At 57.3% G+C, this 13,007-nt stretch carries 13 protein-coding genes and 1 tRNA gene; 8 read left to right on the forward strand and 6 right to left on the reverse strand.

Annotation, left to right across the window (positions count from 1 at the left end; translation table 11 throughout):
- Positions 1-183 precede the first annotated feature (183 nt).
- The 5 genes from ACM42_RS33475 to ACM42_RS33495 all read left to right on the forward strand — a co-directional run bounded on the left by ACM42_RS33475 (position 184) and on the right by ACM42_RS33495 (position 4,966).
- Positions 184-951, forward strand: coding sequence for a hypothetical protein (locus tag ACM42_RS33475; RefSeq protein ID WP_271532296.1), 768 nt, complete (start codon positions 184-186; stop codon positions 949-951).
- A gap of 266 nt (positions 952-1,217) precedes the next feature.
- Positions 1,218-1,736, forward strand: coding sequence for a hypothetical protein (locus ACM42_RS33480; RefSeq protein ID WP_271532298.1), 519 nt, complete (start codon positions 1,218-1,220; stop codon positions 1,734-1,736).
- A gap of 329 nt (positions 1,737-2,065) precedes the next feature.
- Positions 2,066-2,458, forward strand: a complete 393-nt coding sequence (locus ACM42_RS33485) for a hypothetical protein (RefSeq protein ID WP_271532300.1) — start codon at positions 2,066-2,068, stop codon at positions 2,456-2,458.
- A gap of 198 nt (positions 2,459-2,656) precedes the next feature.
- A complete protein-coding gene (locus ACM42_RS33490; RefSeq protein ID WP_271532302.1) occupies positions 2,657-4,261 on the forward strand; it encodes a hypothetical protein in 1,605 nt (534 codons plus the stop codon).
- Positions 4,262-4,276: 15 nt separating this feature from the next.
- Entirely contained in the window at positions 4,277-4,966 is a 690-nt protein-coding gene (locus tag ACM42_RS33495; protein WP_271532304.1) for a hypothetical protein, read from the forward strand.
- 86 nt (positions 4,967-5,052) lie between these two features.
- Here the strand turns inward: ACM42_RS33495 and ACM42_RS33500 are convergent, their stop codons facing one another.
- Positions 5,053-5,355: an antibiotic biosynthesis monooxygenase family protein gene (locus ACM42_RS33500; RefSeq protein WP_015687991.1), complete on the reverse strand. Its 303-nt coding sequence runs from the start codon at positions 5,353-5,355 to the stop codon at positions 5,053-5,055.
- 1,158 nt (positions 5,356-6,513) lie between these two features.
- Between ACM42_RS33500 and ACM42_RS33505 the strand changes: the two genes are divergently transcribed.
- Positions 6,514-7,755 (forward strand): DUF5677 domain-containing protein, encoded by a 1,242-nt coding sequence (locus ACM42_RS33505; RefSeq protein WP_271532309.1) that lies wholly within the window; start codon positions 6,514-6,516, stop codon positions 7,753-7,755.
- A gap of 225 nt (positions 7,756-7,980) precedes the next feature.
- Here the strand turns inward: ACM42_RS33505 and ACM42_RS33510 are convergent, their stop codons facing one another.
- Complete coding sequence (locus ACM42_RS33510) at positions 7,981-9,072, reverse strand: hypothetical protein (protein ID WP_271532311.1); 1,092 nt, start codon at positions 9,070-9,072, stop codon at positions 7,981-7,983.
- A gap of 389 nt (positions 9,073-9,461) precedes the next feature.
- Here ACM42_RS33510 and ACM42_RS33515 point away from each other — a divergent pair, with 389 nt between their 5' ends.
- Entirely contained in the window at positions 9,462-10,079 is a 618-nt protein-coding gene (locus tag ACM42_RS33515; protein ID WP_271532313.1) for a DUF5343 domain-containing protein, read from the forward strand.
- Positions 10,076-10,645 (forward strand): Swt1 family HEPN domain-containing protein, encoded by a 570-nt coding sequence (locus ACM42_RS33520; RefSeq protein ID WP_271532315.1) that lies wholly within the window; start codon positions 10,076-10,078, stop codon positions 10,643-10,645. The genes ACM42_RS33515 and ACM42_RS33520 overlap by 4 nt, the downstream gene beginning before the upstream one ends.
- A 68-nt stretch (positions 10,646-10,713) precedes the next feature.
- Here the strand turns inward: ACM42_RS33520 and ACM42_RS33525 are convergent, their stop codons facing one another.
- The 4 genes from ACM42_RS33525 to ACM42_RS33540 all read right to left on the reverse strand — a co-directional run bounded on the left by ACM42_RS33525 (position 10,714) and on the right by ACM42_RS33540 (position 12,869).
- On the reverse strand, positions 10,714-10,977 hold the full coding sequence (locus ACM42_RS33525) for a hypothetical protein (RefSeq protein WP_271532317.1): 264 nt from the start codon (positions 10,975-10,977) through the stop codon (positions 10,714-10,716).
- Positions 10,978-11,387: 410 nt separating this feature from the next.
- Positions 11,388-11,464, reverse strand: a tRNA-Arg gene (locus ACM42_RS33530).
- A gap of 150 nt (positions 11,465-11,614) precedes the next feature.
- Positions 11,615-12,136, reverse strand: a complete 522-nt coding sequence (locus ACM42_RS33535; protein ID WP_271532319.1) for a hypothetical protein — start codon at positions 12,134-12,136, stop codon at positions 11,615-11,617.
- Positions 12,137-12,296: 160 nt separating this feature from the next.
- Positions 12,297-12,869 (reverse strand): hypothetical protein, encoded by a 573-nt coding sequence (locus ACM42_RS33540; RefSeq protein ID WP_271532321.1) that lies wholly within the window; start codon positions 12,867-12,869, stop codon positions 12,297-12,299.
- Positions 12,870-13,007 lie beyond the last annotated feature (138 nt).

Genomic DNA, 13,007 nt, shown 5'->3' on the forward strand with positions numbered 1-13,007 from the left:
GCAGCCTAACTCTGGCAGAAACTCCACTTATCGACGCGGAATTGCTGTTCAGACAACCGGGGCCAGCTCTCCTTCGCGCAAGGTCGAAAAGCAATCGATCAACACAGACCAAGTCCGCGCTACAAGCGGCAGATTCGCAAGAGCTACGAGAGCTATCGCCACCATGATTTTACCAACGTTGGCTTGGCTGCCTATTCGAAGGGATATAAGCGGTTCAAGCTCGACAGACCGCTGTCCATCACCTTGACGCGCGCCAGCATACTACGCGCTGCCGGTCTGGGCCCTGCCCAATCACGCCAGACGAGGAACAGACGCGAGTTACAAGGCGCGTTGCAGCGGCTGACCGAACCGGTCGTGAAAGGATTGCCACCGCTCGTCCGCAGTATCAAGACGATGCGGAGCGGGAGGTTACGGCTCATCATCGAACCCAAGTGGTTGCCGGACGGCAACTATGGCCAACTGGTTTGGCCCCCACCCAAAAGTGGCGCGACGGTACTGGCCCTGTACTTATTCCTCGGTGGCTGCCGGTTACGATCGAGGATCGACCCCATGGCGGTAGAACGCCTTTACCGCCGCATCGGCATCCATCATCTTCGGCCCAGCCATGCGGAGCGTGCGCTGGACCATGCTCTGGTGGTGATCAACGAGCACCTGAAGCTGACAGATGCTGATCTGGAAGAAAGGGATTTCCCCCAAGGAGTAAAGGTAAAGCGTTTCGAGAATGGCAATCGCATCCGGTTCTCAGCGGTCTTGAGTACGAAGCAGAAAGAAAATCGCCGGATCAAAATAGAGCTCAACAAGTACCGACCACAGAAAGAGGAAATCGACCAAAATCGTCGCGAGGAAGAAGAGGCAGAGCGCTGGTACGATGAACACGATCGAAAGCGGAAGCGCAGACAAGCAAGGGAGCGAGAGGATTACGAGGAGAACGGCTACTACGATACGGTCTAGTTCCCCCACGACCCGCGCAGCCAAAAAAAGTAGTTCCCCCACAACCCGCAAATCAGGCTGGGGTAGTTCCCCCACAGCCCACCGAAAAGTGGTGTTTGTGACTGCAGCGCTAGGTGATTTCGTGTTTTTGTAATTCCGTCTAATAGATACACTCTTCAATACAGAGAATATATAAGATTAATGGTGCTAGCACCGTTGCGCTGCGCGCGCCTTTTCTTTTCGATGCTGGATCATGGATACTTAAGCGAGCAAAGGGTGCTGTCTTCATGAGCCAGGGTGTACGGTTACTGATCACTGCTGTCCTTCTGATGCTGAACGTAAAGTACGTCACCGCGGCAGAGCCAACAAAAATCAAAGGGTTCTACATAGGAATGACCCGTGCGGAGGTTCTGAGCCTCAAACCAGCGGACGTAGAGTTCTTTGAGGAAGGCCCAGAACGGTACACCGGCTCGATGGATCTAAATTTCACAGCCAAGTACAGTGGAGCGCCCCAGAACATTGCCGTGTTCATTCATCGGAAAGACCACGTTGACAGCTTCGTGCTGCGTCAAACGTATTTTGACAGAGCGCTGACGTTAAAGCCGAGAGAGTTCATAAACGAGATTCTGGCTCACTACCCCTTCAAGGGGGTTGCGTGCGGCGCACAGCAATCTGGCAATCGATGCACAGGAAAGACCCCCGAGGGGGATTTCGTTCAGCTTGATTGGGATACGCAACTGGGTGCAGCAATTCGCGTCACGAAGGCACCAGAAACGCCGGCTGAACCTAAGCCATCCTTCGATTAGAGCTTGCAAGATCGTCCCGCACGAACACGCCCAGCACACATGAATTTCTGATCTCGTCATTCGAGGTCAACAGTCTCAGTGATGCTCTCTCCCAGTCTCTGGGATTGACTCCCCTACCCCGACCGCCGGTTAGCTAAACCGTAGGCCCTTTCGACCAGCCGCGCCTAAAAACGCTTATGTTGCTCGGGGTTGCGCCTTCTTTGTAATACAACCAAATCCCGCTACGATGGAAGGGGTAACAGCGGGGTATTCAGGTGGCGCGTTCTAAGCCGCGTAGACGCTATCAACTTTCAACCGAGACTAGCTCGGCTCCCATACCGGTGCCACCCATGCGCAGGTCGGGTGTCACGAACGGTTCACGGCTGCACATCGAATTGCGGGACAAGAATTCGCCTTGGGCCAGACGATTGCGTGATCTGCTCGCTCTCATGGTCTCCGATCTCGGCGGCGCGGACAACTGCTCCGAAGCAGAGAAATCACTGGTTCGCCGTGCATCGATGCTCACACTGCAACTTGAACTGATGGAACAGAAGTGGGCTCAGAACGGCGGCGAAGCCTCCGACAAGTCGCTAGTCACCTACCAGCGTGTAGCGAACAGCCTACGCCGTATTCTCGAAAGCATCGGACTCAAGCGGCGCTCTCGCGACATCACGCCATCGCTCGACCAATACCTGCGGCAGAAGCGAAAGGAGGCGAATGGTGCGTCGTCGGAGGAGGATTAGACGTCAGCCTACGGGCTTGATGCTCTCCCACGACCAACGAGAGACGATCACCAACACCGCCAACCAACTCCGACCGGATCTTCGGCATTCCTTCGTGCTCAGGGTCCAGCGGACTCTTACGATCAGTACGTCCGCCGCCTTCGCAAGCGATGCCTTGGTCACTCGGGCAATCGATGCCGCCCTGCGGGAGCTGGTCGGATGATCCCGCGTTACAAGCCGAAGCCCCAATCACCCAAGTTCAAGCGGCATCGGCCAACTGAGCCTAACATCTCGATCCTCGATGCAATGGACGACCCACGTCTGTTCCGACATCACTTCCGAGACGTCAGGACGTGGTCAGCATGGCGGGTCTTCCTTGCGGCTCTGTTCGGCCTGCCTCTCGATGCGGACCAACTCGGTGTCTTTCAGGAATGCACGGGCCGGGACGGTCCCGACCCGAATGGCTACCGCGAGGCGGACCTCGTCATCGGACGGCGTGGCGGCAAATCGTTCGTCCTAGCCTTGATAGCAGTATTTCTCGCGACGATACGCACGTGGACCCAATATCTCGCCCCCGGCGAAAGAGCGACGATCATGGTGATCGCAGCCGACCGCAAGCAAGCCAGGACGATCTTGCGCTACTGCAAGGGCCTCCTATCGGAGACGCCCATGCTAAAACCGCTGATCGGGGGCGAGCGCGCAGAAGCCATTGATCTCAAGAACCGGGTCACGATTGAGGTCCACACGGCTAGCTTCCGCAGCACGCGCGGCTACACCATGATTGCGGCGCTCTGCGATGAGGCCGCATTCTGGCGCTCCGACGAAAGCGCCAATCCCGACGTTGAAATCCTAAACGCCTTACGGCCGGGCCTCGCCTCCATTCCTGATGGGTTGTTGCTCGTCGCCAGCAGTCCTTATGCCCGAAAGGGAGCGCTGTGGACGGCATATCGCAAGCATTACGGGACGGAGTCGCCGGTTTTGGTCTGGCAAGCCGCTACGCGCACGATGAACCCTAGCATTGCGCAGGCTATTATCGATGAGGCGTACGAGGCAGACCCGGCTTCTGCTGCCGCAGAATATGGTGCTCAGTTCAGAGGCGACGTTGAGACCTACGTGAATTTGGAGGTTGTACAGGCTTGTATCAGCCTTGGAGTGTTCGAACGTCCTCCATCGACCAAATTCAACTATCGAGCGTTTACCGATCCGTCTGGCGGGTCGTCGGACAGCTTCACCTTGGGTATCGCCCATGACGAACTGGATGCAGTAGTTCTCGATTGCCTAAGAGAAGTTCGTCCGCCATTCAGCCCGGAAAGCGTTGTTGCTGAATTTTCTCAGACTTTGAAGTCCTACGGCATCTCGCGGGTCATCGGTGACAGGTATGCGGGCGAGTGGCCTCGCGAGCAGTTCCGAAAGCACGGCATCAGCTATGAGCTGAGCGCAAGAACTAAGTCGGATTTGTATAGGGACGCCCTGCCGCTGCTGAACAGCCGCCGCGTTCAGCTTCTAGACGACGCCAAGCTTACGAGACAGCTTATCGGCTTGGAGCGCCGAACAGCTCGCGGGGGGCGTGACAGTATAGACCATGCGCCGGGTGCCCACGACGACGTTGCCAATGCGGCAGCCGGCGCTCTGTTGGCCGCATACGGCGCCAGTAAGGCCCGCATCCGAATGTTTGCGATGCACTCCGGCACTGTTCCGCCTAATGGCCGCCTGCCCCCAACTGTCGAACTCGATCCAGCGACATGCCGGCCCATTGAGCCCGCGGCGGCGCGCATCAGGTGGGTGAAGGTAGACGCGTCGATTCAACGAGCAAAGGCCCCCTAACCAGAGAAGGAGATCATGATGACAAGACGGGTAACTGATACTGAAATTGCCGCAAGGATCGTTCCAACGATGTTGCGCTGGCCGGCTGACGCAAAGACTATCGCATGGGATCGCTTGCGCGAGTGCGTCGATGCGCTGCGCGGTCTCGTTTACACGGTCAATGTGCAATGCTCCGAGGCCGAGCAGGATGGCGACCTTTCGCCGGAAGGTATTATACGTCGCCGCACCAAGATCGGCCAAAAAGCACTATCCGAGTTGGCTGAGTTCGAGCCGCTCCAGTTGGCCGCCAAAGCTGTCGCTGCGAACCTAACCGCTCTTGAAGATCGTATGGTCGAGCTGCCGAAGCCGACAACAAATGCCGTCGATTTCATGCTTGAGCAGGAAATTCGCAGTTATGTCGCCGACCAGAACTCTCCGGTCGAATTCGTTCTGAAAGCGATGCCAGATAGGCGAGTACTGAGTGCCGTTCTGACTGCCCCAGCGTTCCTTTCAGGTCTCAGCGATAATGAATGGAATTTGGTCCGGGAGCGAGCCCGCGCCGCTCTGCATCCCCAGCAATCGGAGATGCAGCACTGGCTGAACAAAGCTCTTTCAGAGGTGCGCGAGGGAGCAGCGGCGGCCAAGCGCATGCTCCTGGAGAGGTGCGAATTGCGAGAGGATAGCGAGGGTCAGTTTCGGCCTATTCGTTCGGCAAAAGTCGCCTGACACCCCAAATCCGGAAATCGCTCTCACTTTTGGTCATGTCAGCTTGGGGCCAACAGCGGAAGTTCGATTCGCGCGCGGGGCGAGGCCTACCTATCAATGGGCGAGAATGTGCGCACGACCTCATACATGCCCGGCTCAAATTTCGCGATCGTGAGCGCCTCTTCGAGAAAGGGTAGCGGTCCAGGATCCTGGCGCATGGACTCATAGTCTTCCGCGCTGCGCCACTGCGCATACATGGTCACCTTCGTGCCGTCGAGGCTCCGATGAAGGGTCGAGGAAACAAAGCCAGGTGCCCGGCTGACGAATTCATCGGTCGCGCGCGCAAGCAAATCGAGGAGCCGGTTCTGGTTGGCTGGATCTACCGTGAAGACATTTATTAGGCTGATCATACGGCTCGGTCCTCTCCTTTGTTGCCTGATGCCTTGCCTATCACGAAGGGGGGAGTTCCAATAGGACCGTCACCATTTCAGCTTCGCGCCGGATCGACCGCCCGAGGTCGTTGCTGGACGCAAATGACGCGCCCCTGAGAGAACACTATCAAACCAAAGGTAGGCCGCACCGGGTCAAGGCCATTGATGCCCGTTGCGGGTCAGCAGCGCCGGTTTGAAAGGCGCCCTGTCACTTCCGGTGTGCCCCGATCACTGACCATATCTGAGCCAACCCGGACTTCGCCATCGGGCCAAAAGCAGATACCGAGTAGTACGAAGCATGTTCATCCTCTGACCTTACTAGGTGCACCAATCATCATCTTTTGGTTGCATCGCCAATGGACGTCAACTACCTGCACTGCGCATGCTAAGCTTTGAATGAGCACGCGGTCCGCTCGGGGTCACAAGCCGATTCTCCAGCTCCATGCGCGATAGGTCTGCTGTTCGCTTCGAACCGGACTAACGGTTCAGCTTTGGCGATTTCCAACCAAAGATTGGCTGAAATTTCCAAATTTTGGAGGGCATAATGATTGTGGTCGCTCCGTCTGGCAAAACAGCGGTTCGATAACGTATTGGCGCAACAGCTCGTAAGTAGTTGAACTTTCTATGGAACAATCCGCTATCCGAGGCGCTGCTTGGCTGGTGCGTTGCGGTTGGACGCGATAACTATTGGTGTTGGATGAAGCGTCTAAAGGAATTTGCAAACCCGCAAACCTGATGACGCTAGGTTGGTGCGTTGTTTGCGGTTGACGCACCGGCGAGGGTCTTACGGTAATCAGCGCTCCTCAGTAAATCCGGGAGCGTTTTGAGGCAATCAACTGCGGGAGCGATTCCGCAGAAGGAGAGCTGCTGTGTCTGAGCAGGACTTGAAGTATTCGGACCTAGTGGAGATCGCCAAACGCAACGGCGATTTCAGAAAGAATTACGGACAGGTAATCGGAGCGTTCCTTTATCTCCGGTCTATAAGCGCCACTCGTCCTAAAGCGATATGGTGGAGTGGTCTGATAACCGCCGCGTTGACCGTTGCAGCGGCCGTACTACACAGGTTGGGCCTGCCATCCTGATCCTTCATCGGATGCCAGTCCTAAATAACTCAACTACCGCTCGTGAGGCGACGATATGAGCTCTTTCGCTAAGGAATTCGAGGAAGCGATCGCCGCCATCCCGCAACAGATCCTTGCCGACACGATAATAAAGAAGCTTTCCGCACATGGCATCAAGCTTTCGCAGAAGAAGGCCCATTTGCTAGCGGGCAAGCTTCTGAATGGCGATCCTGTCAGCAGCGAGACATTTATTGATCGTGTTAGAAGGACGCTCGGCTTTGCGGTTAAAGAGACGGTCGTTGCATTTACGGAGGACGACGTTCGAGCCGTCGAGGAAGCCCTTGACGCGTTCGTCGTCAGCCTGCCGCAGACCGTTCAGGACACGATCGAGAACACGTCGTCCGATCTGCTATTCGCATTGAAGAAAGACTGGTCGCGCGAGGCACGTCGTCAAATGCGAGAACGCGAAGCGTTCAAAAGACGACTGTACCAGCGATGGGGCGAAGGCCTTCACCTTCTGAAGCTTCTCATTGCAGTCTGCCAGGAGGTGGGCAGCGAAATCAGCTCAACTGAAAGGAAAACGGCTGAGGCTCCTTTATCAGCGGCGGTTCTAGCACGGCTGCATGCGCGAGGTTGCCAAATCTCTGAAGAAATTGTCTGCCTTCTTGAGGGCGGGTTTTCGGACGGCGCGATGGCTCGCTGGAGGACCCTGCATGAAATTTCCGCCGTGGCTGCTTTGATCAACGAGCATGGGGAAGAACTAGCCGAGCGCTACCTAGAGCATGATGCTATTGAATGCGCGCGGGCGGCCCGCCAGTACCAGAAATATCACACAAGGCTGGGAGCGGAGGCCATCTCAGATCAGGAGATGCAAGAATTCGAGGAGCGCGCGCAGTTCCTCAAAGAAAAGTACGGCAAGGACTTTGGTAGCTCAAACGGCTGGGCCGCGAACCATTTGGGCATCGCAAAACCAAACATCGATCAACTCATCGCCGCCGCGAGGATCGACCACATGTTGCCGTACTACAAGATTGCAAGTCACAACATTCATGCAAATCCCAGAGGGATATTCTTCAAGCTCGGAATAATCGGCGAGACCGAGATTCTGTTGGCCGGACCAAGCAATGCGGGTCTCGAAGACCCCGGACAGAACACTGCGATCTCACTCATGCAGATAACGTCGGCGTTTGCTCTCATGAACCCGACTTTGGATGATCTGATCTCCATGAAAGTGATCCAGCAGCTTGCAATCCAAATTGGCGATCTGTTGGTCACAGCTCAACAGCAACTTGATCGAGACGAAGCATCATCGAAATGACGTAGCGGCTCGTCCCCGCGTTATTATCCCCATTTTCGGAGCGAGGACTGTGGCTGAACAGTTCCGATGCTTCCAAAACCTTCGGCAGGCCAAATCGGTACGGCATTTTCGTTGCGCCTGGAAGGAGACCTCGATGTGCTCGTGAGCCATAAAGGGTCGCAAACCCAGGAGGTCGGGAAGCCTGCAACGTTCGCCGCAGGCGGTCCGCCACCTGTAAACCCACGACTAGTCCTCACTCCAATTGGTCAGGGACAAAATTCTTGGGAGTTCGCCGAAGCGACGCCAAAAAGCCGGCGGCAGCTCCACCCGTAACGGATGGTGCTCGTCGATTCCTATGTAAAAATTCCGCTCGTCGCCGGCAATGGCAAGGCGGACCGGGCAACCCGGATGCTTGGTCCAACCCTTCAGGTTGGCAAGACTCATTGGGCCGAACCCCATACGAATGGCTTCAGCATCCTCGAATATGTTTGCCGCGGCCGAGATTCCATGGGACAGCATACGAGCGGCTTTGGCTTGATCCTCTTTTGTCATTGAGCGGACGCGCTCCTGCGTCTCCTCCCCGAAATCCAGCAAGCCAAGCCGTTTTGCCGTCCCCTTTATCCGACCGGCCAGTCGTGATGTCTTCGGGCTAAACATCCGGTAGCCGGGAAACTCGAATAACTTCCGCACGTCCAGGAAGCTCTCGACCTCTTCAGCGCCGGCACGCGTCCGACGCATGCGACGCGACATTTCGGTCACGTCGAGCGAGCCGCGACCGACGTGCCGCCATAGGTCAACGCGGATGATTTCGGTCAATCGCTGCTGCAAGACCGAATGCACCTCATCGATTGCTTCAAGGGTCGGCAGTGCGTCTGCAATCACCTCGCGAGCAGGCCGGTTCAAGTGCAGGTTCGTGAGCAGGTATGCAATAGTGCGTCGCTCGGCCTCTTCCCGGGTAAACTGCTCCATCGCCTCCCAGTGGCCCTCCGGGTTGAGAGTAGCGAAGCAGTCCGGACCAATCATTCGGATCACGTGCTCGTCAGGAAACCAAGCTATTTTGCCGTTTTGAGAGTACTTCGGCGCTCGCGGTGAACAGCAAGGGCACGGAGCGTGCCGGTCGGGGGCTCGATGACTGGGAGGTAGGTCGTAGGTGCCGAGATAGACGATACGCGAGCCCGTTACGGGCTTGGAATGGGTATGGTGGCGCCAAGTGTGCGGCTCACCGGTCTTCTTGATGTGGTCCTTGATCTCGCGGACCACTGCTTCCGCTGCGGCGCGGTTGCGATAGTAAGGCTTCTGATCAAAAAACTCGTCGGGGATCTCCAAGTGCAAGGACATTGCGAATCGCTCCTGAGTGATGTTCTGTCACGCTGGCGGTCCTCCCCTGTTTCAGGTTGTTTGTTCCGTCCATACACCTCGGGATGTCGATTCGTAAGGATCTGACAAGCCTTTTAGCAGGTATCCCCTTATTTTTGTCGGGTGTGGCTTCACTACGGGCTGATCAGTGCCAGGCAAGATAGGCAGTAGCGTTGCCGCCCTCAATCGGATGGGATTGACCGGCAGTTCTGTCGCATGAATTCCGGCCTACGATGGTAGCTAGCCGTCGGCCCCTTCAGCCCAAAAACTAGTGAAAAAGGTGGTCAGGAAACAACCTCGGAACAGTTAACAATCTGGCGTTGTGCTAGGGCTTCTTTCCATTGATTCATCCAGTTGGGGAAATGCGATTCATGGCGAGCCTGCCGTATGTTGTGAGCTATAAGAACCTGCCGACACTCTTCGAGAAGATCAATTCAGCAAAAATCCCAGAGCAGGGCTTCACGTACAATTTTCTGCTGACGACTATCGGTTTGAAGTCGACGAACGATAGAGCTTATATCCCGCTACTGCGGCACCTCGGCTTCTTGGACCAGTCGAACATCCCGACGCCGAACTACCGACTTCTCAAAGGAGAAAAACGGAAGGCAGCTCTAGCAGACGGAATCCGCCGCGCGTATAGCGCACTGTTCGATGCCGATCAGGATGCCAACAAGCTCAATGGAGAGAAGCTTAGAAGTCTAGTCGCGCAAGTGGCAGGAACAGACGCTGATCTTACCGGCCGAATTGCTGGCACGTTTGCTTCACTGGTCAACCTTGCCGACTTCGAGACAAATGGACCGGCGGACGAGAAGAGAGCTGAGGAGAAGGCCGATACCGGGGACCTGCCACCTGAAACGGACGGCAATCGGCCCAAACCGAAAGGACTGCGAACGGAATTTCACTACAACATCCAGGTGCAGTTGCCCTCGAATGGCACCGAGGAGACCTATCTGAACATTTTCAATGCGATTCGTAAGACCTTCCAATGACTGTCGATTCAAGAGCTGCCTTATTCTTGATGCTGGGCCAGGCGGCTGAGAGGACCGTTTCTCAGCTTGAGGAGGTCGTGCCAAAAGAAGCCCTATTGATATCTCCATCCTATGATTTGGCGGCGCTCGTTCCAGAGAAGACAAGGCGGGCAGCGGAAGCGTCGGAAGCGTATAAGCTGTTCTTTGTCTTCGAAAGCTATCTTCGAGAGATGATGGTTGAGGTGCTTTCTAACGACGGCCAGAACACCAATTGGTACGAAAAGGTGCCGCCCGACGTGCAGACTGAAGTGACCAAGTTGGAGCAGACAGAAGAGGTGAAGAGCTGGATGGCGCTAGAGTCGCGCGACAAATCTGCGCTGTTGACGCTCCCTCAGCTTCTAAGGGTGATCGATGTCAATTGGAAAGACGGTTTCGAGGACTTGGTGAGAGACAAGAGCCTGATTCAGCAGGCGCGAGTTTTGGTGCATCTGCGCAATACGATCTGCCACATGAGCACCATACCTGTTGAGGAGCTTGCGCGGCTAAAGCAGACGATGCGGGACTGGTTCAGGGTCGTGGCGCCCTAGCTGCTAATGGAAAGTACATTGGGCCACAGCCAGTTAAGGCCGTGGCCCAGAGCTTCGCGCAGAACGGATCAGCTCAGGAGCAGTGAACGTGCCCGCGCGATCTCCAGCGTCGCCGCGTTCTCGATTGCCATCCGTTCATCGCCCTTGATGCGGAGGAGGCCGCTTGCCCGGTTCGTGATCCGGGCCAGTTCGCCCAACGATGGTTTCGCGTTGTCTTGATATGCAAGGACGACGTCTGCAATCGCGATCAACGCTTCGACCCGCTTGCTCTGATCTGACTTGGGCTGCTCGTTCTTAGTTTGCGGCTCGGCCGCTTTATTAGGTTTTGACATGGTTCTCTCGCTCTCTCATTGACGTGCCCGCTAAGATTGTTCAGCGGAGTAGATTCGCCTCTAACCCGTGTTCGGGGAAAACGAAAGAACGATCTCGGGAAATGCCGGCCGCCCGGGAAGTAAAAGGGACCGTAGCGGTCCTATCGGTGGCGGCGCCCTGCGGACGCCGCCTGTTGGTTATGCGGACCGGGGGCGGCGGGTGCCCGGGCGCAGCCAATAGCTCCTGTACGGACGCCGGCCCGACCGGCGGCAGCCGTCCCCCGGCCCCCGCCCTTGGACCGGTGAAGCTCGGCCCGCAATCACCCGCAAGTCAACTAGCTAAGACGTTACCCGCAGCGTTACCCCTGCGATCAAAGCTGTCGAACGGCCCCAGATACCTACAAACAAACTATTGATAATTAATGGCTTTCTGGCGCGCTCGGAAGGATTCGAACCTCCGACCCTCGGAATCGAAATCCGATGCTCTATCCAGCTGAGCTACGAGCGCCCTGGCCCGGGCACCGGGCCACCGAGATTCGCCAGACCGCGCCGGTGACGAACCAGCACACCGGACGGCGCTCGGATTGGTTCGAATTAGCAGAGAGCCCGGCCAATAAAAAGCCCTTCCGGCCTTCATCGAGGCGGGTCGAAGGCGCTGTCACCAGGTCGTGTTGAAGAGACCGAAATGCGGCTGCTGAGCGACCTGCATCATCGGCCGGCCGGGCTGCGGCGCCGGATGCGTCCTGACGATCTTGCGCCTGGGCTGAGGAGCCGGCACCGGAGAAGCTTGAGCCTGAGCAATCTGAGATTGAGTGGCCCCTGCCTTCTTGGCGGCGGCGGTATTGGCCTTCGGCTCCGGCGTGAACTGGGCGAAGGTCTCGCGCACCCGCGTCTTGGCCGAGATCTCGGCTAGTGCCGGCGAGACGTCGTCCTGTACCGGCGGCTGGGGAGCCGCAACAGCGGCAGTCTTCACCGCAGGCGCGGCAATCGTCGGCTGGCTGGTGTCGAGCACGACGCGCTCGGGCAGGTGCCGATTGGACCGGATTCGGATCAGGGGCTGGTCGTTGCCCGCGGTCGCGACGGCTTGTGTTACGGGCGCTGCCGGGAAAACGAAATCCGCCGCGAACAGCAGTGCGAGCAAGGCTCCACCGACAAAAATGAAATACCTAAAGATGGGCATTGGCCGCACTCCGCCCCCCGCATCCCCGCGTGGGCTCTCCGCCTCAACAGGCGATCTCTCAATTGGTTCCTGACCCAGCCATTTGGTTCAAATGGCGATGCATAGTTTCTTGGCCAAGGTCCGCGTAGAGTAACTTTTCCGCTACCGGAACGTGCCGCCTTTAAGCGCGGCGCGCTGCGACCAGCGAACATTTCGCCTGATCGGCATTCACGTTAACGAAGCCGACGGGGATACGCGCAAAGGTCTTGCGGCTCTTCATGCTGACTGCATTCGCCAGCACCCGGCTACGGTTGGTCAGATGACTGCCGTCGCGCCGCGTAAACGCGCAGACGATCTCGACATCCTTTACGGCATAGTCATTGTCGTTTCGCAGCGTTAACGTCACCAGGGCTTTGGAGCCGAGGCCGCCGCGGCGCCAGGTCTGCGATGAAATCCTGAGCCGACTGAGTTCCGCCTTCGCAGGTGCCGACGCTTCGGACGCCGAAGACACCACCGCGGACGCATCGCCCGAAGGAGCCAACTCAACAGCCGCCAGCTCCGGCCTCGCCGGCTCAGCACTAGTGCCTTTGGAAAGGGGCAGCAGCATCCAGATGCCGCAGCCGACGACGATTGCCGCCAGCAGCCACAGAAGGCTACGGCCAAACGAGACGCTCGCGATCGTTACGGCCCGCGCCAATCGTTCGCCGGTCCCGGCGAAGCGCTCCAATCCGATCCGGTCGAGCCTGCCACTCATGGTTGCATCACCGATCGCAGCCGAGCACCATGAACGATGGACTGGGCCACTGCTACGTTAATCCGGGCGACGAACTAAGGTTCCCGCACTTGTGCGAGGCGGCAAGGACGGTGGCGACCGCCGGCCGAGGCCGCTAAC

Origin of the sequence: Bradyrhizobium sp. CCBAU 25338 (genome assembly GCF_028128965.1) — a bacterium.
Taxonomy (GTDB): Bacteria; Pseudomonadota; Alphaproteobacteria; order Rhizobiales; family Xanthobacteraceae; genus Bradyrhizobium; species Bradyrhizobium liaoningense.

Coding starts and splice junctions, on each gene's coding strand:
- ACM42_RS33480 (WP_271532298.1), top strand. CDS start 1,218: ATGAGCCAGGGTGTACGGTTACTGATCACTGCTGTCCTTCTGATGCTG.
- ACM42_RS33535 (WP_271532319.1), bottom strand. CDS start 12,136: ATGCCCATCTTTAGGTATTTCATTTTTGTCGGTGGAGCCTTGCTCGCA.
- ACM42_RS33490 (WP_271532302.1), top strand. CDS start 2,657: ATGATCCCGCGTTACAAGCCGAAGCCCCAATCACCCAAGTTCAAGCGG.
- ACM42_RS33525 (WP_271532317.1), bottom strand. CDS start 10,977: ATGTCAAAACCTAATAAAGCGGCCGAGCCGCAAACTAAGAACGAGCAG.
- ACM42_RS33510 (WP_271532311.1), bottom strand. CDS start 9,072: ATGTCCTTGCACTTGGAGATCCCCGACGAGTTTTTTGATCAGAAGCCT.
- ACM42_RS33485 (WP_271532300.1), top strand. CDS start 2,066: ATGCGCAGGTCGGGTGTCACGAACGGTTCACGGCTGCACATCGAATTG.
- ACM42_RS33520 (WP_271532315.1), top strand. CDS start 10,076: ATGACTGTCGATTCAAGAGCTGCCTTATTCTTGATGCTGGGCCAGGCG.
- ACM42_RS33540 (WP_271532321.1), bottom strand. CDS start 12,869: ATGAGTGGCAGGCTCGACCGGATCGGATTGGAGCGCTTCGCCGGGACC.
- ACM42_RS33495 (WP_271532304.1), top strand. CDS start 4,277: ATGATGACAAGACGGGTAACTGATACTGAAATTGCCGCAAGGATCGTT.
- ACM42_RS33515 (WP_271532313.1), top strand. CDS start 9,462: ATGGCGAGCCTGCCGTATGTTGTGAGCTATAAGAACCTGCCGACACTC.
- ACM42_RS33505 (WP_271532309.1), top strand. CDS start 6,514: ATGAGCTCTTTCGCTAAGGAATTCGAGGAAGCGATCGCCGCCATCCCG.
- ACM42_RS33500 (WP_015687991.1), bottom strand. CDS start 5,355: ATGATCAGCCTAATAAATGTCTTCACGGTAGATCCAGCCAACCAGAAC.